General features: G+C 62.2%; 18 protein-coding genes. 16 read left to right on the top strand and 2 right to left on the bottom strand.

Translation table 11 applies throughout. The features are described from left to right. Window positions 1-14: 14 nt before the first annotated feature. Window positions 15-1,073: an HlyD family secretion protein gene (locus tag AACV02_RS28380; RefSeq protein ID WP_106577311.1), complete on the top strand. Its 1,059-nt coding sequence runs from the start codon at window positions 15-17 to the stop codon at window positions 1,071-1,073. After that, window positions 1,070-2,515 carry an efflux transporter outer membrane subunit gene (locus AACV02_RS28375; protein ID WP_119738351.1) on the top strand — a complete coding sequence of 482 codons (1,446 nt, stop codon included), beginning with the start codon at window positions 1,070-1,072 and terminating at the stop codon, window positions 2,513-2,515. The genes AACV02_RS28380 and AACV02_RS28375 overlap by 4 nt, the downstream gene beginning before the upstream one ends. Before the next feature lie 135 nt (window positions 2,516-2,650). Here the strand turns inward: AACV02_RS28375 and AACV02_RS28370 are convergent, their stop codons facing one another. Next, window positions 2,651-3,355 (bottom strand): DUF3142 domain-containing protein, encoded by a 705-nt coding sequence (locus tag AACV02_RS28370; protein WP_119738349.1) that lies wholly within the window; start codon window positions 3,353-3,355, stop codon window positions 2,651-2,653. After that, a complete protein-coding gene (locus AACV02_RS28365) occupies window positions 3,352-5,517 on the bottom strand; it encodes an outer membrane assembly lipoprotein YfiO (protein ID WP_119738347.1) in 2,166 nt (721 codons plus the stop codon). Before AACV02_RS28365 ends, AACV02_RS28370 begins: the two co-directional genes overlap by 4 nt. Before the next feature lie 287 nt (window positions 5,518-5,804). On the opposite strand from AACV02_RS28365, the gene AACV02_RS28360 reads away from it, so the two are divergent. The 14 genes from AACV02_RS28360 to AACV02_RS28295 all read left to right on the top strand — a co-directional run bounded on the left by AACV02_RS28360 (window position 5,805) and on the right by AACV02_RS28295 (window position 24,275). Then, window positions 5,805-7,418 (top strand): glycosyltransferase family 39 protein, encoded by a 1,614-nt coding sequence (locus AACV02_RS28360; RefSeq protein ID WP_119738345.1) that lies wholly within the window; start codon window positions 5,805-5,807, stop codon window positions 7,416-7,418. A gap of 78 nt (window positions 7,419-7,496) precedes the next feature. Further along, entirely contained in the window at window positions 7,497-7,742 is a 246-nt protein-coding gene (locus tag AACV02_RS28355; RefSeq protein ID WP_119738343.1) for a DUF2789 domain-containing protein, read from the top strand. 268 nt (window positions 7,743-8,010) lie between these two features. Further along, window positions 8,011-8,430 (top strand): MarR family winged helix-turn-helix transcriptional regulator, encoded by a 420-nt coding sequence (locus tag AACV02_RS28350; protein ID WP_119738340.1) that lies wholly within the window; start codon window positions 8,011-8,013, stop codon window positions 8,428-8,430. After that, on the top strand, window positions 8,427-10,505 hold the full coding sequence (locus AACV02_RS28345) for an FUSC family protein (RefSeq protein WP_106577318.1): 2,079 nt from the start codon (window positions 8,427-8,429) through the stop codon (window positions 10,503-10,505). Before AACV02_RS28350 ends, AACV02_RS28345 begins: the two co-directional genes overlap by 4 nt. Beyond that, window positions 10,502-10,711 carry a DUF1656 domain-containing protein gene (locus AACV02_RS28340; RefSeq protein ID WP_016969155.1) on the top strand — a complete coding sequence of 70 codons (210 nt, stop codon included), beginning with the start codon at window positions 10,502-10,504 and terminating at the stop codon, window positions 10,709-10,711. Before AACV02_RS28345 ends, AACV02_RS28340 begins: the two co-directional genes overlap by 4 nt. Continuing rightward, window positions 10,708-11,616: an efflux RND transporter periplasmic adaptor subunit gene (locus tag AACV02_RS28335; RefSeq protein WP_119738338.1), complete on the top strand. Its 909-nt coding sequence runs from the start codon at window positions 10,708-10,710 to the stop codon at window positions 11,614-11,616. Before AACV02_RS28340 ends, AACV02_RS28335 begins: the two co-directional genes overlap by 4 nt. Continuing rightward, complete coding sequence (locus AACV02_RS28330; protein ID WP_119738336.1) at window positions 11,613-13,061, top strand: efflux transporter outer membrane subunit; 1,449 nt, start codon at window positions 11,613-11,615, stop codon at window positions 13,059-13,061. The genes AACV02_RS28335 and AACV02_RS28330 overlap by 4 nt, the downstream gene beginning before the upstream one ends. Window positions 13,062-13,141: 80 nt before the next feature. Then, entirely contained in the window at window positions 13,142-13,774 is a 633-nt protein-coding gene (locus AACV02_RS28325) for an NADH:ubiquinone oxidoreductase subunit N (protein WP_119738334.1), read from the top strand. 149 nt (window positions 13,775-13,923) lie between these two features. Next, on the top strand, window positions 13,924-15,420 hold the full coding sequence (locus AACV02_RS28320) for a YdgA family protein (protein WP_119738332.1): 1,497 nt from the start codon (window positions 13,924-13,926) through the stop codon (window positions 15,418-15,420). A 298-nt stretch (window positions 15,421-15,718) separates the two neighbouring features. Then, window positions 15,719-18,199: a poly-beta-1,6 N-acetyl-D-glucosamine export porin PgaA gene (pgaA, locus tag AACV02_RS28315; RefSeq protein ID WP_119738329.1), complete on the top strand. Its 2,481-nt coding sequence runs from the start codon at window positions 15,719-15,721 to the stop codon at window positions 18,197-18,199. A 12-nt stretch (window positions 18,200-18,211) separates the two neighbouring features. Then, window positions 18,212-20,209, top strand: a complete 1,998-nt coding sequence (gene pgaB, locus AACV02_RS28310) for a poly-beta-1,6-N-acetyl-D-glucosamine N-deacetylase PgaB (RefSeq protein ID WP_119738327.1) — start codon at window positions 18,212-18,214, stop codon at window positions 20,207-20,209. 2 nt (window positions 20,210-20,211) lie between these two features. After that, a complete protein-coding gene (gene pgaC, locus AACV02_RS28305; protein WP_106577325.1) occupies window positions 20,212-21,552 on the top strand; it encodes a poly-beta-1,6-N-acetyl-D-glucosamine synthase in 1,341 nt (446 codons plus the stop codon). 2 nt (window positions 21,553-21,554) lie between these two features. Then, entirely contained in the window at window positions 21,555-22,037 is a 483-nt protein-coding gene (pgaD, locus tag AACV02_RS28300) for a poly-beta-1,6-N-acetyl-D-glucosamine biosynthesis protein PgaD (RefSeq protein WP_106577326.1), read from the top strand. Window positions 22,038-22,550: 513 nt separating this feature from the next. Continuing rightward, the gene (locus AACV02_RS28295) at window positions 22,551-24,275 is read left to right on the top strand and encodes a ShlB/FhaC/HecB family hemolysin secretion/activation protein (RefSeq protein ID WP_119738325.1); all 1,725 of its coding nucleotides are present in this window, start codon (window positions 22,551-22,553) and stop codon (window positions 24,273-24,275) included. Window positions 24,276-24,285 lie beyond the last annotated feature (10 nt).

Raw genomic sequence — 24,285 nt, 5'->3', positions numbered from 1 at the left:
CAAAAGGATTTCTCATGAAACGCAAAGACAAAATTGCCGTTGCCGTTATTGCTGTATTTGCCGTTGGTGTACTGGTTTATCTGGTCGCGCCCGGCCTGTTGGGCAGCAAGCGCCAGACCACCAACGACGCCTTCGTTGCCGCCGACTTCACCTTGGTGGCGCCGCGCGTGGCCGGTTTTATCAAGGAAGTGCTGGTGGAAGACAACCAGCGCGTCAAGGCCGGCCAGCTGTTGGCGTTGATCGACGACCGCGATTTTCGCGCCGCCGCCCAGGCGGCCGATGCCGACACGCTCGTCGCCCAGGCCCAACTGAAAAACGCCACCGCGACCCTCGAACGCCAAAGCTCGGTGATCGCCCAGGCCCAGGCCACCGTAGCGGCGGACCGTGCCGAAGTGGCTTTTGCCGAACACGAACTGAACCGCTACAACCACCTCGCCGGTGTGGGCGCGGGCACCGTGCAGAACGCCCAGCAAGCCAAGACCCGCATCGACCAGGCCACCGCGCGCCTGGCCAATGCCACGGCGGTGCTGGCGGCAGAGCGCAAGCAGGTGGAAATCCTCACCGCCCAGCGCGATGCCGCCGAAGGTGGACTCAAGCGTGCTCAGGCAGCGCTCGAAATGGCCAGCTATCAACTCTCTTACACGCGCATCGTCGCGCCGGTGGATGGCATGGTCGGTGAGCGCGCGGTACGGGTGGGCGCCTATGTCACGCCGGGCAGCAAGATCCTCGCCGTGGTGCCCTTGGCCGAGGCCTATGTGGTGGCCAACTTCCAGGAAACCCAGTTGTGGCATATGCACGCCGGCCAAGCCGTGCAGGTGCGCGTCGACAGCCTCGACGGCGAACTGCTCAAGGGGCATCTGGAAAGCCTCGCACCCGCCACGGGCGTGACGTTCGCCTCGGTCAAGCCCGACAACGCCACCGGCAATTTCACCAAGGTGGTGCAACGCATTCCGGTGAAAATCGTGCTCGAACCCAATCAACCACTGACCGAGCGCTTGCGTGTTGGCATGTCGGTGGAGGCCAGCGTCGACACCCAGCCTGTCGCGCAGCCGCGTGAGGTGGCCCAGCAATGAAGCAATTTGCCTGGCTCACCTTGAGCCTCATCAGCCTCAGTGCCTGTACCGTTGGCCCGGATTTCCAGCGGCCGCAAGGCCCGCACATCACGCAATGGGGCGAGCCCCAAGGGCACCAAGCCGCCAGCCGCGCCGTCACCGAGCCTTTGCAGGAGCGTTGGTGGGACGTGTTCCACGACGCGCAACTCTCGGCCCTCACACGCCGTGCGCTCACCGATAACCTCGACCTGAAACTGGCCAGCAGCCGCCTGCAACAAAGCCGCGCCGTGCGCCAGGTAACTACTGCCGAGCGTTATCCCAACGTCAACGCCACCGGTGGTTATCAGCGCGAGCGCAACAGCGCTAAGGGCTTGAATGATCCCTCTGGCGAGAATGGCCGTTCAGCGTTCAACCAATGGGACATGGGCTTCTCTGCCGCTTGGGAATTGGACTTCTGGGGCCGTGTAAAACGCGAAACCGAAGCCGCCGACGCCACCCTGCAAGTTGCCGAAGACGACCGCCGCGCCGTGCTGTTGTCGGTACTCGCCGAAACCGCCCAGGACTACATCCAGTTGCGCGGCGTGCAGAACACCCGCGCCGTCACCGAGCAGAACCTCGACGTGGCGCGCCACAGCCTCAAACTCTCGCAACTGCGCCTGGCCGACGGTGTGGCGACCGACCTGGACGTGGCCGAAGCGGCTGCCCAAGTGGCCGCCATCGAAGCGCGCCTGCCGGATTTGCAGCAGCGCCAGGACCAATTGATCAACGCCCTGAGCCTGTTGATGGGCGAGCCGCCACAAGCCCTGCATGCGCAATTGTCCAAGGACGCCGCCGTGCCGCAAACCCAACGCCAGGTCGCCATCGGTTTGCCGTCCGAGTTGGCTGAACGTCGCCCCGACATCCGCCAGGCCGAAGCGCGCCTGCACGCCGCCACTGCCACTATCGGCGTGGCCAAGGGCGACTTCTACCCGCGCATCACGCTGTCGGGCAGCCTCGGCTCCCAGGCCCTGCAACTGTCGGATTTCGGCTCATGGGGCTCGCGCGCGTTCGCCTTCGGCCCTCAATTCAGCTTGCCGCTGTTCAACGGCGGGCGTCTGCAAGGCATGTTGAACCTGCGTGAAGCGCAGCAACAGGAAGCTGCGCTGGCCTACCAGCAAACCGTGCTGCGCGCCTGGCATGAAATTGACGACCAACTGACCCGTTACAACGCCAGCCAACTGCGCCGCGACAGCCTCGCCGAAGCGGTGCGCCAGAACCAGATCGCGCTGAGCACCGCGCAGCAGCAGTACGTCGAAGGCGTGGTGGATTTCGTCAATGTGCTCACGGTGCAAAGCGCGCTGCTGGCCACGCAGGAACAATGGGTTGAAAGCTCCACCGGCGTGTCGCTGGCCATGGTTGGGTTGTATAAGGCGTTGGGTGGCGGTTGGGAGTCGGTGTATCCATTGCAAACCGCTGGGCGATAACGGTTCTACAGTCGAGCTCGGTCAAATTGTGGGAGCGGGCTTGCTCGCGAAGGCGGTCCAGGAGGGGGGCATCGTTGTTGCGTCACCCATCGCCTTCGCGGCCAAGCCCGTTCCCACATGGAAACTGTGCGTGGATCACGGATTCTGCAGAAAAACCACATACCCGCGAAACCACTCATTCCCCTTCAAATACCCCGGCGCCTCCCACACCCCACCCTGAATCAACCCCACCTTGAATGGCAGCCCCAGCCGGTTCATGCGCGGTAAATACGCGGCGTAATCCGGGATGCTGTGGCGCCCTTGATACGTCTGCACCACTACTTCATCCACCACGCCTTTGAGCTGGGCGATGGCGCTTGGGTCGGCGTTGCTGCTCCAGTCCATCAGCCCGGTGATGCTCAGCTTCAAGTCGGCGGGCAGGCGGTGGCGCAGGTCGCGCAGGAAGTCGGCGTATTCGTGCAGGTATTGGGTGCGGGCGTCGAAGTCGATCTGAATGCCGACCACCGGGTTGCCCGCGTCGCGCCAGCGTTGCACCTGGCCGAGCACTTGGGTGTAGACCTGTTCTGGCCAGTGCAAGGTGTGGGCGCGGTAGACCACCCAGACTTCGCCCCGGGTGAGGCGTGGTATGCCCAGGCCCTGGGCGATCAGTTGCACGCCGCGCTCGGGGGCGCGGCGGGTGGAATTGATCTGGCCTTGCAGGATGTACAGGGTGTTGGCCTGTTTAAGCACCGGTTGCGGAGTGACGCCACTCCACAACCAGAAGGCGTCGTAGTCGCGAGCATCCACGGCGCCAAAGGCCGGGCTTGCCAGCAGGAGCAAGCCGAGCCACAGGTGCTTCACCAGTAGTACTGCAGCGATTTGCCCCACTGGGTGTCGGCGAAGCCGCTTTTGAGCTGGCGGAACCAGGCCTTGCGCGCGGCCGGTTCAACGTCATCGCCGCCGCAGCTGTTGTAGCCGGCCGGTGCATAGCAGTTGATGGCACGGAACAGTGCGTAGGCTTTGTCGTTCTTCGGCGCCTTGGCGTTGGCGATCACCTGCTTGTAGCCGTTGAGCCGCGAGAAGGTTTCACCTGGAAATTGCGACGCGGTGCTGCCCAGGCTGCCGGCGGCGCGTGTCTGCTCCAGAGGCATGCCGTCGAGGTTATTGCGCAAGATGAACTCACCGAAGCAGTTCAGGGCTTGCGGGTTTTTCGCGTCGGTTTGCAACGTGGCGGCGGTTTGCGCGATGGCCGGGCAGCTGTAGCCGGATTCGGCTTTTTCACCGTTCCACTGGAACAGTTTCAAGCTCTGGCCGCCGCTGTAGACATAGCCCAGGCTGGTGCCCAGCTTGTCTTCAGGGGCCGGCGTTGGCAGTTGCTTGAGGTCGTCGGCGAAGGTGGCGAACTGGCCGCGCAGCAAGTCTTTATAAAGCAGCACGAATTGCGCGGTCTGGCGCTCGACCGGATCGTCGGCCTTGGCGATCTGCTGGCGCAGCAAGTCAGGCCCGGCGACGTTGCGCAGCAGGATATAACGCACTTGCTTGGCGCTGATCGGCGAATCGGCGGCGAACACCTTGGCCAGCTGGCCGCTGCGTTCATAGTTGAGTGCCAGGGCCAACTCCAACTGGTCGCGTTGCAGCGGCAAGTTGGCCAGCGGCAGCAGTTGCAGCCACAGGTCTTGTGCGCCTTTCCAGTCTTGCTTGGCCTCCAGGGCCAGGGCGCGCAGGGTTTGTTGGCTGAAGGCGAAGTAGTTCAGGCTCGACGGCACGCTGTGCGGCAACTGCTTCAAGGCGGCATCCGGTTGATGCTCGACGTACAGCGCGCTCACGGCTAACAAGTAGTCGTAAAACGCTGGTTCATCGGCAAACGCTGCTTTTTGCTTCTCAAGGTCTGCGCGGCTGAGGGCCGGCTGGTCGCCGCCACGCATGACCATCAGGTCGCTGACGAGTTGGATCATCGGCGTCTTGACCGTGTCGCTATTGACCATCAACAGCTTGAGGTCGGCCTCTTCGACCAATTCATCCACCGACACATTGCGCTGCTCGTCGGTAGCCTGAGTCAGTTGCCAGGCAAGGGCCTCGGCGAGTTTTTCGTTGTCGTCCGCCAGCCAGTACACCCGGCGCAGCAAGCCGCGCGCGGAGGCGCTGTACTCGCCCTGTGGATACGTTTTCAGATAAGCGTCGAAACCCTTTTCGGCCTCGGCAAGCGCGGGTTTATCCACACGGTCGAGGTGCGGCACGCCGTCTTCGTCATAGGTGTTGGCCTGGGCCTGGTTGAGTGCGTTGCGCGCGGTCATGTACAGCGCGGTTTCTTTCAGCCAGGGCGAAGCGGCGTTGTGGGTGGCGACGAAGCCAGGCCCGGAGTCGGTGAAACGACCTGCGTAGAAATCGGCGGCGGCTTGCAGGTACGTGCGAAACAACTGACCTTCGGTCGACTGGATATCTTGCGACGGCTCCACCACCGGGCCTGTCCATTCACAGGTGGTGAGCAATTGCAGGCGCGCCTTCACCAGCAGATTGCGTTCGGCGGCCGGCATGTCGGCTTTGACCACCTGGCTGATAAACGCGGCGGCGCTGTTGTCGTCGTTGCTGCGGCAGCGGCTGCCCTCGCCATTGAGGAACGCATCGCCAGCAGCTTTAGCGTCGTCACGCTTGATGCCCAGCGGTTCAAGCAGTGCATCGAGCGGCGAGGTTTTGGGGGTGTCGGGCGTGCTGGCGGGCTCGGCTTCGCCACGCGGCACAAGGCGATACACCGGGAACGGCACCGGGCCAAAACCCTCTGCCAGGTCATCTTCGCTCAAGGCATTGGGCGTCAGCGGCGCGGCTTTCTTGTCGGCCAGCAACAAGCGCAGGTTGGCCCGGCTGTCATTGCCAGGGCTCAGGAACGGCAGATTGTTGCAGGGGTCCAGCGTGTCACGCGACACCCGCCAGTCGGGGTAACACGAGTCGTCCGAACTGGCCTGGGCCGGTAGGGAAATGCCGGCAAGCAGGGCCAGTGCCAGGGGTGACAAAAAACCGATGCGCATGACGTGTCCTTGATCCTGAGTCCTTGGAGGGTGCTAATCATAGCTTGATCCGACAGCCGCTTCGGTGAAGGCCTACACAAATTGCTGATTTGTCCGATTTTTGGTCGTGGCATTGCTCAGCGAAACCCAGGCGCAGTCGCAGGTCCATCAGGTACCAGTCAAGTGCTGCAGCGTGCCGCCCAACGGTTGTAAAACAGCGAGCGAAAACGGGGCTTTTGTCCTAGAGTGGCGCTTGTTTGCGCATGTGCAGGTTTTTCCCGGAAACGGGCAGTATCAGGGGAATTGAGGTGCGACGGTCTGTGGTAGAGCAAGACGACAAAGTTGGGGCATTTCACGCGGTCAATCGCCTCTCGGGCGCCTGGGAAGGCGCCGGTTGGCTCAGCCGGTTGTGGTGGGTGCCGATTCTGGCGCTGGCCATGGCCGTGCGTTTCTATGGCCTGACCGCTTCGGCGATCTGGGGCGACGAAGCGTCGAGCCTGCTGCTCAGCGAATACGCCATGGAGGACCTGTGGTTTCACGCCGCCCATGATGTGCACCCGCCGCTGTACTTCTTCATGCTGCGCGGTTGGATCGAGCTGTTTGGCGATGGGATCTGGTCGATTCGCGGCATGAGTGCCCTGCCCGGCGCAGCGGCGGTGGGGCTGGGCATCTGGCTCACGCGACAGCTGTCCACGCGTCGTGCGGCGGTGCTGGCCGGTGTGCTGCTGGCGTTGTTTCCGACGGCGGTGCGTTACAGCCAGGAAGTGCGCATGTACTCCCTGCTGGCCGTGTGGTTGCTAGGCGCCACGCTGGCGCTGGTGTACTGGGTGCGACAGCCCGGGCGCACGCGTTATCTGGCCGTCTATGTAGTGCTGATGGCGGCCGGATTCTACACCCACTATTTCACTGCGCTGTGCGTGTTGGTGCACTGGGCGTACCTGGGCGTGTTGTGCCGCTCACAGGCGCCCGGCCAACGCTTGATCATTCGCCCGTCGTGGTGGTGCGCCAATGCGCTCATTGTGGTGTTGTACCTGCCGTGGCTGCCGAACCTGCTGGACCTGACGCAGCACATTGAACAGCTCAAGGTTGGCGGTGATATTGGCTGGGAAGACCCGGTTTCGCTGATTTCCGTGCCGTCGATGGTCTGGCAGTTCATGCTTCAGGATGAAGGCATCGGCTTCTGGCCGCCGCTGTTCTGGCTGTTCCCGCTGCTGCTGATCGCCGTCGTGGGCATCGCGGCCTGGCGTGATCGTGAGCGGTATCGCCCGGCATGCCTGCTGGCGCTGTTTTTTCTGCTGCCGCTGTTGCTGGTGTACGGCGTCTCTTTCATTTCCCCGGTATTTATCGAGCGCTACCTCACGGTCTACGCACTCGGGTTGCCGATCCTGATGGCCCTGGCCATCGACCGCCTGCCCAAACGCCTGGCATGGTTGGGCGCGGCGTTGTTTGTGTTGTTCGTGGGTGTGGAACTGCTAGGGTTGAAGAACAACGCCACCGTGGATGCGCATGATCAATTCAACGTGCCGGTGGAGTTCGTTAACCGCAACTATCAGGAAGACGACCGCATCGTCCTCAGCGATATGCTGTGGTACTTGCCCTACGTGTATTACGACGAAACCGACGCCCAATTGCAGCTCTACACGCCCCCCAAACCCGACGGCACGCCGACCCGGCCGAACGCCTACGGTTTCGGCACGTTGGTGGATCAGGACGGCGGGCGTATTTACCTGGACCGTTTGTCGGCATTACCGGCCGATACGCACCGCGTGTGGCTGATCAGCAGCACGGAAATGCCGGATGAGTTCGCACCGATTCCTGCCGACTGGCGCCAGCTTTTGCAGCAGGACGGCGGCGGGGCACGGGCGCGCTTGTTTGTGCTGTGTCGCGGGCCAGAGCCCTCGCAGCCCGAGGGTTGCCGTTAATCAAGCATCGGTATCAAGTACATGCCCGCAACGCCGCCTGGGCTAGACTCACAGGAATGGTCTTCGTAGGAACCCACCATGGAATCGCCTCTGCACAGCTTGCCGTCACTGTTCAAACAGCTGGGGCTGCCGGATGACCCGGTGAGTATCGAGCAGTTTGTGACGGTTCATTCACCGCTCAAGCCTGAGTTGCATCTGGCGGATGCGTTTTTCTGGACGGCCAGTCAGCGAGCGTTTTTGCGCGAAGAGATTTTGGAGGATGCCGATTGGGCGGAAGTGGTGGATCAGCTGAGTGTGTTGTTGCGCACGGGGCGTGAGGGGTAAAAATATCGGCCTCAGCGGCGTTGGGATTTTGCCGACGGCTTGTACCGATGACTTTCAGGTGCGACGCCAACGCTGACCCAACGTGGGAGCCAAAGTGGAAAAACCAGCACACCCATTCAAACCCGCTTTACTTACCCACAGCACCCCGCGCCACCCATCACAAATTTGTTTCAAAACTTGACTGCTTTGGACGCATCCACCATATTGATAGTTAGCAAACTAACTGTATGCGAACAATCCAGTGCCTCATACCCTCGAACAACTCCAGATGAACCTCAGCAGCAGCATGGTGGTGGGCGCCCGCAATTGGCGCAAAATCTGCCAGACCACGCTGGTGAGCTACGGTATTTCCGAAGCCTGCGCCGTGCCCTTGTTGATGATCGGCCGCTTGGGCGACGGTGTGCACCAAGTAAAAGTCGCCCAGGCTTCCGGCATGGAAAGCCCCTCGCTGGTGCGCCTGCTCGACCAGCTGTGCAGCGGCGGCTACGTGTGCCGGACCGAAGACGTGCATGACCGTCGCGCCAAGGCCTTGAGCCTCACCGAGCGCGGCCGCGAGCTGGTGCAAGCGGTGGAAGCGCAGCTGGTGCGCCTGCGTCAGGAAGTGCTGGCGGACATTGCCCACAGCGACCTTGAAGCCGCCCTGCGCGTGCTGCGGGCGTTCGAAGCGGCTGGGGTTGCATCGCCTTGAACGGATTTTTTACCGGTTTTCCGCCAGCCCGCGATTGGTTCTACGGGGTACGTACGTTCGCAGCGTCAATGATCGCGTTGTACATCGCCATGCTCATGCAAATGCCACGTCCGTACTGGGCGATGGCCACGGTGTATATCGTCTCCAGCCCGTTTGTCGGTCCTACCAGTTCCAAGGCGCTGTACCGCGCCATCGGCACCTTCATGGGTGCAGCGGCGGCGGTGGTGTTTGTGCCGATGTTTGTGCAGGCGCCGTACGTGCTGGTGGTGGTGATTGCGTTGTGGACGGGCATTTTGCTGTTCCTGTCCATGCACCTGCGTACCGCGAATAACTACGCGTTGATGCTGGCCGGCTACACCTTGCCGCTGATCGCCTTGCCGGTGGTGGATAACCCGCTGGCGGTGTGGGATGTGGCCGAGGCGCGCACCGAGGAGATCTTTCTCGGCATCGCGGTCGCGGCGGTGGTGGGCGCGATGTTCTGGCCGCGGCGCCTGATGCCGGTGTTCGATGGCTCGGTGACCAAATGGTTTGCCGATGCCCAGGTCTACAGCCTGCGGTTTTTGACGCGCAACGTGCAGCCGGAAGAGGTCAGCACCTTGCGCGGCGGCATGGTCGCCACCTTCAACACCCTGGAATTGATGATCGGCCAGTTGCCCCACGAAGGCGCGCGGCCGCAGACCGTGCGCAACACCAAGGAACTGCGCGGGCGCATGATTCACTTGCTGCCCGTGGTGGATGCGCTCGACGACGCCCTGTACGCCGTCGAACACCGCGCGCCGGAGTTTCTCGACCGACTCACGCCGGTGCTGGAGGCAAGCCGGCAGTGGCTGGAAAGCACCGTTGAAACCGCCCCGCTGGAAAGCTGGCGCGTGCTGCGGGATCAGGTCGATGCCCTGCAGCCCCAAGGCGAAGCGCTGGATGATCGCCACACGTTGCTGTACTCCAACGCGCTGTATCGCCTCGGCGAGTGGATCGACCTGTGGCAAGACTGTCGCAGCCTGCAGGCCGCCATCCAGTGCGAAAGCCAGGACACCTGGCGCGCGGTGTACCGCCACTGGCGCCTGGGCCGGCTGACGCCATTTCTCGACCGGGGCTTGATGTTCTATTCGGCGTTTTCCACCGTTACCGCGATCATCGTCGCCTCGGTGCTGTGGATTTTGCTGGGCTGGACCGACGGCGGCAGCGCGGTGATCCTGGCCGCCGTGGCCTGCAGTTTTTTTGCCTCGATGGACGACCCGGCGCCGCAGATCTACCGGTTCTTTTTCTGGACCGCAATGTCGGTGCTGTTCGCCAGCCTTTATCTGTTTCTGGTGCTGCCTAACCTGCATGATTTTCCGATGCTGGTGCTGGCGTTTGCCGTGCCGTTTATCTGCATCGGCACGCTCACCGTGCAGCCGCGTTTCTACCTCGGCATGCTGCTGACGCTGGTCAATACCTCCTCGTTCATCAGCATTCAGGGCGCCTATGACGCAGACTTCCTGAACTTCGCCAACGTTAACCTGGCCGGCCCCGTGGGTTTGTTGTTTGCCTTTGTGTGGACGTTGATTGCGCGGCCGTTCGGCGCCGAACTGGCGGCCAAGCGCCTGACCCGTTTCAGTTGGCGCGACATCGTCACCCTGACCGAACCTGCGACCCTCGCCGAACACCGGCACATGGCCGCGCAAATGCTCGACCGCCTGATGCAGCACCTGCCGCGCCTGGCCCTCACCGGCCAGGACACCGGCATCGCCCTGCGCGATTTGCGTGTGGCGCTGAACCTGCTCGACCTGCTGGCCTACTCGCCGCGTATCTACGGCGTGCCTCGGGTACTGCTCAACCAGGTGGTGGAAGGTGTGGGCGGTTACTTCAAGGCCTGCCTGAAGGCGGGTGAACGCTTGCCCGCGCCGAGCGGTCTGCTGATGACCCTGGACCGCACGCGCCGCGCCCTCAACGGGCAAGGCCTGCAAGACGAAGACGACACCCGCCTGCATCTGCTGCACGCACTGGCCGGCTTGCGCCTGTCGTTGCTGCCTGGCGTGGAATTTATTGGCGGCACCGAAATGGAAGCGCCGCTGCCTGATGGAGCGCCTTTATGATCGGTGATCTGGATATCAGCGGGGTGTTCCTGCCCACGCTGCTGGTGCTGATGGGCATTACGTACGTGTTGTTTCTGGTGGTGCACGGGCTGTTGACGCGCATTCACTTCTATCGCCTGGTCTGGCACCGGGCATTGTTCAATGTGGGGCTCTACGCGCTGTTGCTGGGCGCGGTGGACTCACTCAGTCGATATCTGATGACATGAAAAAACCTTTTTTGACCATCGGCCGTGTTGTCCTGACGTTATTGATAGTGACCTTCGCTGTCGTCGTTGTGTGGCGCATGGTCATGTACTACATGTTTGCGCCCTGGACCCGTGACGGGCATATCCGTGCCGACATCGTGCAGATCGCCCCGGATGTGTCCGGGTTGATCCAGCAAGTCGACGTGCGCGACAACCAGTTGGTGACCAAGGGCCAGGTGCTGTTTGCCGTGGACCAGGACCGCTTCAAGCTGGCCCTGCGCCAGGCCCAGGCCGCCGTGGCCGACCGCCAGGAAACTCTGGCCCAGGCCAATCGCGAGTACAAGCGTAACCGCGGTCTGGGCAACCTGGTGCCAAGTGAGCAACTGGAAGAAAGCCAGTCCCGCGTGGCCCGCGCCCAATCGGCCCTGGCCGAGGCGCAGGTGACGGTGGACGCCGCCCAGCTCAACCTCGACCGCTCGGTAATCCGCAGCCCCGTGGACGGCTACGTCAACGACCGTGCGCCGCGCAATCAGGAGTTCGTCACCGCCGGGCGCCCGGTGCTGTCGGTGGTCGACAGCAACTCCTTCCACATCGACGGTTACTTTGAAGAGACCAAGCTCGACGGCATTCACGTCGGCATGGCGGTGGATATTCGTGTGATCGGCGACAACGCGCGCTTGCGTGGCCATGTGCAAAGCATCGTTGCCGGTATCGAAGACCGTGACCGCACCAGTGGCTCCAACCTGCTGCCCAACGTCAACCCGGCGTTCAGCTGGGTGCGCCTGGCCCAGCGGATTCCGGTGCGCATTGCCTTTGATGACGTGCCGGCGGACTTTCGCATGATCGCCGGGCGCACAGCCACGGTGTCGATCATCGATGACAAGACCGCCGCCAAAGACAACGCGCAGCAGGGAGAAACACCATGAAACCGGCGGCGTTGCTGGCCACGGCTGGCTTGGGTTTGCTGCTGTCGGCCTGCCAGGTGGTAGGCCCGGATTACCGATTGCCGGACAAGGCCGCTATCAACCGTGGCGACCTGCAAGGGCAGATCGCGGGCGAGGGCCACAACGTGGTGTCGGCGCCGGTGCCGGCGGACTGGTGGAAGCTCTACAAAGACCCGCGCCTGGATGAGCTGGTACGCCAGGCCATGGCCTCCAACACCGACCTGCGGGTGGCTGCCGCCAACCTGCAACGCGCGCGTTTCCAGACCCAGGAGGCTGAATCGGCAGGCGGCTGGAGTGCCGGCGCCAAGGCTGAGGCCCAACGCTTGCAGGAATCGGGTGAAGCGTTTTTGCTGACTGAAAAAGTCCCGGTTGGCAACATCGGCAGCGCCAGCATCAGCACCTCTTACCAGTTCGACCTGTTCGGCACACTGCAGCGCGGCATCGAAAGCGCCCAGGCCACCACCGACGCCGCCCAGGCCGCCGCTGACATCGCGCGCATCACGCTGGTAGCGGATGTGGTGCGCTCCTACACCCAGGTGTGCGCGGCCAACGAAGAACTGGCGATCGCCAACGAGTCCCTCGACCTGCAGGCCCAGAGCACCAAACTGACCCAGCGCCTGCGCGATGCCGGGCGTGGTGATGAAACCCAGGTGACGCGTTCGCAAACCCAATACAAATCGTTGCGCGCCGACATGCCGCGCTACGAAGCATTGCGCCAGGCGGGCTTGTTCCGGTTGTCGATGCTGCTGGCCAAGCCGGTAGACCAACTGCCAGCGGGCACCGGCACCTGCGCCGAGCTGCCGCACATCGCCCAGTTGCTGCCGGTGGGCGACGGCGCGACCCTGCTCAAACGTCGCCCCGATGTGCGCCAGGCTGAGCGCCAACTGGCCGCCGCCACCGCGCGTATCGGCGTGGCCACCGGCGCGTTGTACCCGGACATCAGTATCGGCGCCACCGTGGGCACGGTGGGTCTGCTCGATGACTTGGGCACGCCGGCCACCAACCGCTGGGGCTTTGGCCCGTTGATCAGTTGGTCGGTGCCGACCAACGGCGCGCGTGCGCGCATTCATGAAGCCGAAGCCGCGACCCAGGGCGCCCTGGCGCACTTCGACGGCGTGGTGCTCAATGCCATCCGCGAAACCCAGACCGGCCTTGCGCAATACACCGCGCAGTTGCAACGCCGCGACGCGTTGGCCGATGCCGGCCAGTCTGCCAAGGAGGCGTCGGAGCAGACGCACCGCTTCTTCCAGGCCGGGCGCGCCTCGTTCCTGGCCGACCTGCAAGCCACGCGCACCTACACCGATGTGCGCGCGCAGCTGGCGGCGGCGAACACCCAGGTTGCCATGAGCCAGATCGATCTGTTCCTGGCCTTGGGCGGTGGTTGGGAAAGCGGACGAACGCAAGCGTCACAGGCCAGCAAACCCTGAGCTAAAAGCTATGCTTTGTCAGTGAGTCGCGGTGGCGGCTCACCTGACACTGCTCGCGTTTGCTCATGGGGATTCCAATAATGAAAAACCCTTATGCTCCCGCTTTCTGGTGCGTGTGCTTCGCACTGGTGTTGTTATCGGCTGCCTATTTCTACGGCGTCATGCTTGCCCATCAAATCGACAAGGCCATGGTGTTTCTCGACAGCGCGTGCCTGGTGATTGGCACGTTGTCCATTGGCGTGGTGGCGTGGGCGTCGTATCAAAATCAACGGGTGAAGAAAAAACTGCTCGAACAAGGCAAGACCCGCGTGGCGATCTGGGACACCAAAGTTGCCTTGCGCCGCGTCGAAACCGTGTTCGACCGCTATTTCTGGGGCAGCTACTGGCAGCCCGGGCGGACCTTCCAGGAAGTCATGGGCGAACTCACCGGCACCCCGCTGGAAAAAAGCCTCGAAGCCCTGAAAAAACAGTGTGTGCTGCTCGACCAGCAGGTAGCCGACGGTAGGCATTGGCTGAATAACGCACGGGAATTGTCCGACGTGGCCAACGCCATGGCACGCGAGCGCTACCAACTGGACTTCTGTAACCCCAAGGCCGACACCCCGGGAAACGCTGTCATACACCGCGAATTCGAGGTGTTGGTGTACACCTGGACCGCCCGTTTGAAGAGTTTTGATCATCAACTCGATGAGATTGAATTGGAGTACTCGTGAACCAACGGTTGACCTGACCCCTCTGAAAAGCTGGGCCGTTCGCGGCCGCCAGTGCTAATCTTCCCCCGTTTTCGGCGGGTTTGAGCCAACCCCTCTTGGGGGTTCAAGGAAGACAGCCCACTTCTCACAGGATTTGATCAGGTCACTTCATGAATAAGCCAGCAGTTGTTCTTTTGGGTTTCGTTGTCGCCGTCGGCGTCGTCAGTGCAGGCGGCGCCTGGTACACCGGTAAGCAACTGGAGCCGGTGCTGCAGACCGCGATCCAGAACGCCAACAAGGAACTGCAGACCTCCATGGCCGGCGTCGACGGCAGCGTGAACCTGGAGCTGGTGTCCCTGGACCGTGGCCTGTTCAGCAGCACCGCCCACTACCGCCTCAAGGGTCAAGGCAGCGTATTCGGGGAAGAAAACCCAAACCCTGAGCTGCTGTTTGTCGACCACATCGAACATGGCCCGCTGCCGTTTTCGCGTCTGGTGTCGCTGAAATGGCTGCCGGTCATGGCCACCAGTCACTATGAGCTGGAAAAGAACGCCACCACCGAGAAATGGTTCGCCGCCAGCAAAGACGTGTCGCCGCTCAGAGGCGTGGCCAATATCGGCTACAACCGTTCGGTCGATGGCAACGTCGAACTGCTGCCTCTGGAACTCAAGGACGACAAGTCCTCGGTGAGCTTCTCCGGCGCCAACCTGGACTTCGACGGCACCGCCGAAGGCCAGAAGGTCAAGGCTGAAGGTTATATGAACAGCCTCAAGGTTGCGGTGATCGATGCCAACGGCGCGCCCTTTGAAGCCGAACTGTCCGGCCTGACCGTGGCCAGCAACCTGGAGAAGACCACATTTGGTTTCTACACCGGGCAAAACACCGTTGAGCTGACCGACACCAAAGTGACCTTCGGCCCGCAGAAAGCCGTGCTGACCCTCAAGGGCTTCGAGCAGAAAGACACCAGCGAGACCAAGGACAACAACCTGGCCGGCCGCGTCGATTACAAAATCGATGAGATCGGTTACCAGGGCAAGCCTGTCGGTTCGGCCGCCATGGCCCTGAGCATGAAAAACGTCGACATCCCGGCCATGCTGGTACTGACCAAGCTGTATCAAGACAAGATGCAACCGGTGCAAGCCGCCGCCGCTGCCGGCCAGCCCGTACCTGAGCTGCAACTGACCGAAGCCGAGCAGACCCTGGCCGAGGCCAACGTCAACCAGGTGCTGGCTGCCAAGCCACAACTGGCGGTGGAAAACCTGTCGTTGAAAACCACCCACGGCGAAAGCAAATTCAACCTGGTGGTCGACCTGACCAAGCCGGCCTCGATGGAGCTGCCGCCGGTTGAACTGGGCAAGCAAGTCATCGCGCTGCTGGATGCCAACCTGACCCTGTCCAAGCCAATGATCGGTGACGTCGCTGCACTGCAAGCGCAAGTGGGCGGCGTGACCGACCCTAAAGCCATCGAGCAGCAATCGCAGATGGCGGCCGAGATGGTCAGCGGCATTGCCGTCGGCACCCAGTTGGCTACCCTGGTGGGCACGGATGTGGTCTCCAAGCTGCATTACGCCAACAATGAAGTGACCTTCAACGGCCAGAAGATGACGGTTGAGCAATTCATTGGGTTTGTGATGGCCAAAGCCGGCGCGGTCAGCGGCGCGCAGTAAGATTTCTTACATCAGTAAGAAATAAATAATGGGGGAGCAGGGTTGCCTGGGGCAGCGGTCAAACAGTCGGCATACGGGCCGGCGGTGACCGGTCAGCCCAGGCAAGTCTGCTCCCCCATTGGCTTTTCTGTTGCCGGGACAATTCTGAACAATTGTTCCGAATTGGACTTTTCCCTACATTCATAGGGGATAGTTCCTACAGGAAAGCTAGGCCGGGTCATCAGACGCCGGCACCCTGATGCAAACCGCTCAGGACCACCTATCGTTACAGCTTTCCGCGTGTAAGGAAGCTCACGATATGTTGCGAAACCTACCCATCAGTGCTTCAGGCCGGTTGCGACTGCTCATCGGGGCTGCCTTGTGCAGTCAATTGCTGATGCCCGGCCTCGCCCTGGCCGATCCGGCCTACGACGCGTTGATTATTCAGGCGCGTAACGGCAACTTCACGCCGGCCCTTACCCAACTGCGCCAATTACCTGCCGAACGCCAGACGCCAGGCCAGATCAGCGATCACATTGTGATTGCCGGCTGGGCCGGGCAAGACGCCGAAGTGCTGAAGGTGTACGAGGCGCAAGGCAAGAATCGCAACCTGACTACCCAGGCGCTGGCCACGGTTGCCCGTACCTATCGCAATCAAAAGCAGTGGCCACAGGCCCTGGCGGTTTATCAGCAGGCGCTGCTGCGTGAGCCGAATAATATCGACCTGCAACTGGGCCAGGCCCTGACCCAGGCCGACGGTGGCCAAACCAACGAAGCGGTGCAACGCACCCGCGCATTGGTGGCGGCGCAACCCAATGACCCCAACCGCCGCATGGCCCTGGGCTACGCGCTGACCCGCGCGGGCTTGAACTACGACGCGCTGTTTGAGTTCGACCAGGCTTTTATCCGCGCGGGTGACAAACCCGAAGTGGTGCGCGAATACATCGTCGCCCTGCAAAAGGCCCGTTTGCCGGAGCCGGCCCTGCGCCTGTCGGCCAAGCATCCAGGCGTGCTCGATGTTGTGACCCAGCGCCGCCTGGAAGGCGACCTCGCCGCCGAACGTGTGCGCATGGCCGAGTACGCCACGCGCACCGAGAAAGAACGTTATGTGGTCGCTGATCGCGCCCTCAGCGACTACGACACGCTGCTCGCCCGCTGGACCCCTGACCAGAGCGCCCATGACGACGTGGTGCGCTGGCGCATCGACCGCCTGGGCGCCCTCAAGGCACGCGCGCGCACCGCAGAGGTGATCCGCGAGTACGAAACCCTCACTGGCGAAGGCGTGCAGTTACCGACCTACGCCTTGCGCTGGGTGGCTGCGTCCTACCTCGACCAGCGCCAGCCGGAAAAAGCCGAGCCGTTGTACCGCCAGGCGCTGACGGCACCGGATGCCGATCCCGGTGACCACGTCGAAGACAGCACCGCATTGTTTTACGCCTTGCTCGAAAGCGACAAGGTGATGCAAGCGCGCGAAGTCGCTAATAACCTGGCCACCAACCAGAAGCCTCGCGTTGAACTCAAGGGCTTGCCCATCGGCAACCCCAACGACAGCTGGATGGACGCGCAGCAACTGGCGGCCCAGGCAGGCACTTACGGCGGTGACCTGCCAGGCAGCGAAACCGGGCTGGAAGCCCTGGTGGCGAAAGCCCCTGGCAACGTCGGCCTGCGCCTGGCCCAGGCCGATATGTACCGCGCGCGTGATTGGCCGCGCCGCGCCGAAGGCTCGCTCAAGGAAGTTGAAACCCAGGCCCCGCGTGATATCGGCCTGGAAGTGTCCCAGGCCTACACCGCCATGGACCTGCAGGAATGGCGGCAAATGGACGCGCTGACCGATGACGTGCTGGCGCGCAACCCCGACAGCCGCCAGGTGCAGCGCCTCAGCCGCCTGCGCGACGTACACGACATGGCCGAACTGCGCGTCGAAGCCTACACCGGCAAAAGCTACGGCGGTGGTGGTAACAATGATGTCGGCGCAGTGGCAGGCAGCCGGGACTGGGGCATCGAAAGCGTGCTTTACAGCCCGCCCATCGATGAAGACTGGCGCGTCTTCGCCGGCGCCGGTTACGCCACCGCAGACTTTACCGAAGGCACCGGCCAGCATCGTTTTCAGCGCGTCGGCGTCGAGCAGCGCACCCGCGACATGACCCTGGAAGCCGAGGTGTCCAACCACTCCTACGGTTATGGCTCCAAGCAAGGCGCGAGCGTGTCGATTGCCCGCGACATCAATGACAACTGGCAGTACGGCGGCAGCCTGGGTTATCTCCTGGCGACCACGCCGCTGCGCGCATTGAATGCCGATGTCACGGCCAACGGCGGCAGTGGCTTTGTCCGCTGGCGCGAGAATGAGAGCCGCGAATGGAAGCTGTCCCTGAGCCCGTCGCATTTCAGCGACGGCAACAACCGCCTCGAAGCGCTGCTCACCGGTCGCGAGGGCATCTACAGCTCGCCGCACGTGCAAGTGGACCTGGGCCTGGAGGTCGGCGCCAGCCGCAACACGAAGGAAGACGTGGTGTATTTCAACCCGAAATCGGACTTCAGCGTGTTGCCCACCATGACGGTCAATCACGTGCTTTATCACCGCTATGAGACCCAGTGGAGTCAGCAGTTCCAGATCGGTGCGGGCACCTATAGCCAGCGCGATTATTCCACCAGTGGGGTCGGCCTGATCGGCTACGGCCAACGTTTTCGCTGGAACGACGTGCTGGAAACCGGCGCCAACCTGAGCCTGATCAGCCGCACCTATGACGGCGATCGCGAACGCGATCTGCGCCTGCTCGTCGACCTCACTTACCGTTTCTAAAAGAGCCTGAACATGACTGTCCTCAGCCGTTGTTTATTGGTCCTGGGTGTATTGCTGGCCGGCGCCTGCGCCCAGCAACCTGCGCCCTATACCCCACCCGCCGAGCGGCCGACACCTGCGCGTGAAGCGCCGTGGCCGAAGAACCATTTCCTGGGCATTGCCTATCACGACATCGAAGATCGCGACCCCGATCAGGCGGTGGTGGCGGTGCGCACCGAACGGTTGGTCGACCAACTGGCCTGGCTGCGCGAAAACGGCTACCAGCCGGTCAGTGTCGATCAGATCCTGGCAGCGCGCAGCGGTGGGCCGCAGTTGCCGCCCAAAGCCATCCTGCTCAGCTTCGACGACGGCTACTCCAGCTTCTATACCCGCGTGCTACCGATTTTGCGTGCCTATAACTGGCCGGCAATCCTGGCCCCTGTCGGCTATTGGATCGACACGCCGCTGAATAAACCGGTGGATTTTGCCGGCACACCGCGCGCGCGTTCCGACTTCCTGACATGGGAGCAGGTGCGCGAGATTTCCAAGTCGGGCCTGGTCGAAATCGCCGCCCACACTGACGCCAGCCACACCGGCATTCTGGCCAACCCGCAAGGTAACCAGGAGCCGGCCGCCGCAACGCGGCGTTATGACGCCGCCACTGGCACCTATGAAACCGAGGCGCAGTTCCAGGCGCGGATGCGCGCCGACGTCACGGCCATTACCCACAAACTGCGCGCTGTCACCGGCAAGGCGCCGCGTGTATGGGTGTGGCCTTACGGCGCCGCCGACGGCACCTCGTTGGCGGTCGTCGGCGAACAGGGCTACCAGATGGCCCTGACCCTGGACGACGGCCTCGACGACCTCGCCAACCTCAAAAGCAGCCCACGTTTTCTGGTGGCCTCCGACCCGGACGGCGAGCACTACGCCAACGCGATTGTCGGTACACAGGCGCGGACCTCGATGCGCGTGCTGCACGTGGACCTGGATAACGTCTACGACCCGGACCCGGCCCAAGAGGCCCGCAACCTCGACCAGCTGGTGCAGCGCGTGGTCGACATGGGCGCCAGCACCGTGTTCCTGCAAGCCTTCGCCGACCCCAAGGGTGACGGCCTGGTGCATTCGCTGTACTTCCCCAACCGCCATCTGCCGGTGCGCCGCGACTTGTTCAACCGCGTCACCTGGCAACTGCGCACCCGTGGCCACGTGGCGATCTACGCGTGGATGCCAGTGCTGAGCTTTGCGCTCGACCCTTCGTTGCCGCGCGTCACGCGAATGGACCCGAAAACCGGCCAGGTCGGCCTCGACCCGGACCAGTACAAGCGCCTGTCGCCGTTTGACCCGGCCGTGCGCCAGCAGATCGGTGAGATCTATGAGGACCTGGCGCGCAACACGGCCATCGACGGCGTGCTGTTCCACGACGACGCAATCCTTTCTGATTTCGAAGACGCCAGCCCCGCAGCGCTCAAGGCTTACGTCGCCAACGGCCTGCCGGGCAGCATTGCCGCGCTGCGTGCCGACCCGGCCGTGATGCAGCGCTGGACGCGTTTCAAGAGCCGCTACCTGATCGACTTTACCCAGGAGCTGGCCGCCAAAGTGCGCGCCATCCGTGGGCCGCAGGTGCAGACCGCGCGCAATATCTTCGCCGAGCCGATGCTCAACCCGGCGAGCGAAGCGTGGTTCGCGCAGAACCTGGATGACTTCCTCCAGACCTACGACTGGACCGCGCCGATGGCCATGCCGCTGATGGAAGGCGAGACGCTGAAAAACTCCAACGCCTGGCTGGAAAAACTCGTGGCCACCGTCAAGGCTCGTCCCGATGCCTTGCAGCGCACCGTGTTTGAACTGCAAGCCAAAGACTGGCGCACCAAAGACGCGCCCGATATCGACGGCGCGCAGATGGCTGAATGGATGGGTGTGCTCAAACGCCAGGGGGTCAGGAGTTTTGGCTACTACCCGGACAACTTCCTGGAAAACTCGCCGGACCTGAAGACGGTACGTCCGGCCCTGTCCAACCAATGGAACCCTTGACCATGTTCGACAGAATCCTGGCTTTATTCGTGTTGGCGCTGGTGTTGGGTGTGCCCCTTGGCCTGATCTTTCTGGTCACCGGGCAGTTCCTGATGGACTTCGTGTTTTTCTACCCGCTGTTCATGTCGGCATTGTGGATCGCCGGCGGGCTGTACTTCTGGCTGCACTGGGAGCGTCACTGGCCGTGGAAGGAAGACACGCCGGCGCCGACCCTGGCCGGCAACCCGCTGATCTCGATCATCATTCCTTGCTACAACGAGGGCGATAACGCCGCCGACACCATTCATGCGGCGCTGGACCAGCTGTACCCGAACATCGAAGTGATCGCCGTCAATGATGGCTCCAAGGACAACACCGCCGCGGTGCTTGATGCCCTGGCGCTGGAACACCCACGGCTGCGCGTGCTGCACCTGGCGCAGAACCAGGGCAAGGCCGTGGCCCTGCGCATGGGCGCGGTGGCCGCGCGCAGTGAGTACCTGGTGTGCATCGACGGCGATGCCTTGCTCGACAAAAATGCGGCGGCCTACATGGTCGCGCCGATGCTGGATAACCCGCGCCTCGGTGCCGTGACCGGCAACCCGCGCATTCGTACGCGTTCGACCTTGATCGGTCGGGTGCAGGTGGGCGAGTTCTCGTCGATCATTGGCTTGATCAAGCGCACCCAACGGGTGTTCGGCCGCATCTTCACAGTGTCGGGTGTGGTGGTGGCGTTTCGCAAGAAAGCGCTGGACCGCATCGACTACTGGAGCACCGACATGATCACCGAGGACATCGATGTCAGTTGGAAGCTGCAACTCGATCACTGGGCTATCTTCTACGAGCCGCGTGCCCTGTGCTGGATCCTGATGCCCGAAACCGTCAGTGGCCTGTGGAAGCAACGCCTGCGCTGGGCTCAGGGCGGCGCCGAAGTACTGTTCAAAAACATCCGTGGCATCTGGCAATGGCGCCATCGTTACCTGTGGCCGCTGTTGTTCGAGTACTGCTTGTCCACCGGTTGGGCCTTCACGTTCCTGCTCTCGGTGATCTTCTGGGGCCTGGGCAAATTCATGGTGCTGCCGCAGGCGATTGCCGTGGACTCGCTGGTGCCGCCGGCGTTTACCGGGCTGGTGCTGGCGATGGTGTGCCTGCTGCAATTTGCGGTGAGCATCCTGATTGATCGGCGCTACGAAAAAGACCTGTGGAAAACCCTGTTCTGGACCGTGTGGTACCCGATGGTGTTCTGGCTGGTGAGTTTGCTCACCACATTGGTCAGCTTTCCCAAGGTGCTCTTCAACCAGCACCAGAAGCGCGCGCGCTGGGTCAGCCCGGACCGCGGTATTAAACCTAGCGAAGAGGAGGCGTGACGATGAAACTGGTCAGAACTCGCCAGAACACAGTGATGTGGATCATCGACGTGCTGCTCACCTTGCTGGCCTGGGCCGGGCTGGTCTGGCTGCTGGCACGCGGGATCGGCGCAATGCTGGAAACCCATGGCGGCCCGCGCATTGAAGCGCCGATTTTTGCGGCGCTCAACACCTTGCAGATCTACCTGTGGATCGCCTTGTTCAATGCGGTGATCCTGATCAGTTGGGCACGCTATCAACAGCGCCGCGGGCGCAAGTTTGCCCAGCGTCGCGCCGAAGCCAACGCGCTCAGCGATAAAAGCCTGAGTGAAAGTTTCAACTTGGGCGACGGCCACCTCGAGCAGTTTCGCAAGTCGGGCGTGCTGGTGATCCACAACGATGACGAGGGCGGCGTAGAAGATGTGAAGGCCCATGTTTCGCGCGATGTTGAGCGGCCAGGGCTGACCTTGGTGCCAGGGCAGGAAAAAGACAAAGGCGCAGGCTGATTGCACCGGGCTCTTTGCCCCGAGCTCTGTGGCGAGCGGGCTTTGTGGCGAGCGGGCTTGCCCCGCGTTGGGCTGCGAAGCAGCCCCAAACCTGACGCCACGATGTTCCTGACGTAACGCGGCGACACTGACTCGGGGACGCTTCGCGCCCCAACGCGGGGCAAGCCCGCTCGCCACAAGCGGCGCATCCCAGACTAATCCGATAAATGGGATCCAATTCACAAAACATCCGCGAACTTTTCTGTATTCCCCTGCACTAACCTAACTCGGCATTTAATTGATGGCTAAATAATGGCATCTGCTGGGTTGTTTGCCCAAGGGTTATCAAAAACAGTGGCCGCTTGTCGGAATAAAAGTTTCAACAACAAGCGCTGTCGCCGTTTTATGATTATTTGTTGTTATTAATCAATATGTTGCGGTTGTAATAAGTACGAATGTTCGACAAGTCCAGCTTCTTGGGCTAGCGCGAGTTCGATGTTAGTTTGCCGCCCCTTGATTTTCGATGGATCGAACATGTCTTTGTTATTGCCACGGACTCGGTATTTGCTGTGCACTTTACTGCTCGCCTGCCTGGGCCTGAACAGCGCCACAGCCGCTCCCACGCCAGGGGATCAAGACTTGATCCGCGACCGGCAAAATCGCCTGCTCGAAGAGCAGGGCCGGCGCCTGCAAGAACTCCAGGACCTGCCCGGCAAAGAGGCCAAGCCCCAAGCCCCGGCGACGCCCGCTGACACCCGCTGTTTCCCGATCAAAGACATCGAGCTCAAGGGCGCCGACAGCCTGTCCGCTGCCGACCGCACGCTGTTGCTCAAACCCTATGTGGGCCAATGCCTGGGCGTCTCGCAGCTCAATGAGCTGCTTAAAGTCATCACCGACTATTACATCGCCAAAGGCCGCGTCACCAGCCGTGCCTACCTGCCGCAACAAGACCTGTCCAGCGGCCACCTGCAAGTGCTGGTGGTCGAGGGCAAGCTCGAAGCCTTGAGAAGCGCCGAAGGCAGCAACGTGACCGACCGCGAGCTGGCCATGGCCTTTCCCGGCAAGGTCGGCGAGGCGCTGAACCTGCGCGAGGTCGAGCAACTGGTCGACCAGCTCAACCGTCTGCCGTCCAAACAGGCACAAATGGAACTGACCCCCGGCAAAGACGTGGGCGGCAGCGACGTGGTGGTCAAGAACACCGCGCAAAAGCCGTGGCGCGCCAGCCTGTCGCGCAATAACGATGGGCAAAGAAGCACCGGCGAGCAGCAATGGGGCGCGGGCCTGGAGTGGGACAGCCCGCTGGGGCTGGCCGACCAACTGGTGCTGCGCGGTGGTCATGACGCGATCAGCGACCACCAGAAAACGTCGAAAAACACCATGCTCTACTACAACGTGCCGTGGGGCTGGTGGAACTTCAGCTACACCTACAGCGAGAGCGATTACCGCGCGCTGGGTTACACCGACACCTTCAAGTTCAAGCAGTCGGGCGATAACGAAAACCACCAACTGCGCGCAGAGCGCGTGATTCACCGCGATGACGTGAGCAAGACCTCAGTCAACGTCGGTCTGGCTCACCTGCGCACCAACAACTACATCAACGACGCCCACCTCGAAACCAGCAGTAACCGCCTCAGCGAACTGCAATTTGGCATCAACCACGGCCGGCGCATCGGCAATGCCTTCGTCAACGTTGACCTGGGCGTGCAGAACGGCATCGGTGCATTTGACGCCCAGCGCGACGACCAGCATCGCGATCAGTACGGGCACCTCACGGCCACTCCCGATTACCGCAAATACACCGCCACCGTCAGTTATCTGCAGCCGTTCAGCCTGTGGGGCGAGTCGTTCAGCTTTACCAGCTTGGCCACCGGGCAACGCAGTGAGGACGTGCTGTTCTCGCCGCAACGCATCAGCCTCGGCGGCTCTTCTTCGGTACGCGGTTTCAAGGATCAGCAACTGTCCGGCGACAGCGGTGGCTACTGGCGCAATGAAGTGCGCTGGGCCCGCCCGGTCACGTTGGAATGGCTGCGCCCGGCCTTCGCCGAATACGGCACCAGCCTGGGTTACGACCAAGGCGTGATCCGCAACGACCGTTACAACGACGACTACCACGGCCGCGTTTCAAGCAACTCCGTGGAGCTGTTCGCCCGGGGCAAATATGTCAGCACCAGCGTGACGTTTGCTCACTCGTTAGAAAGGCCTGGGGTCGTGACGGAGCGCGAAGCACCGATCTACTTCCGCATGGATTTCTTCCTGTAATTCAACGCCC

Origin of the sequence: Pseudomonas sp. Larv2_ips (assembly GCF_963879675.1) — a bacterium.
In the GTDB taxonomy this organism is placed as follows: domain Bacteria; phylum Pseudomonadota; class Gammaproteobacteria; order Pseudomonadales; family Pseudomonadaceae; genus Aquipseudomonas.
Note: the sequence above shows the minus strand (reverse complement) of the source record. Positions and strands in the feature narration are given on the sequence as shown.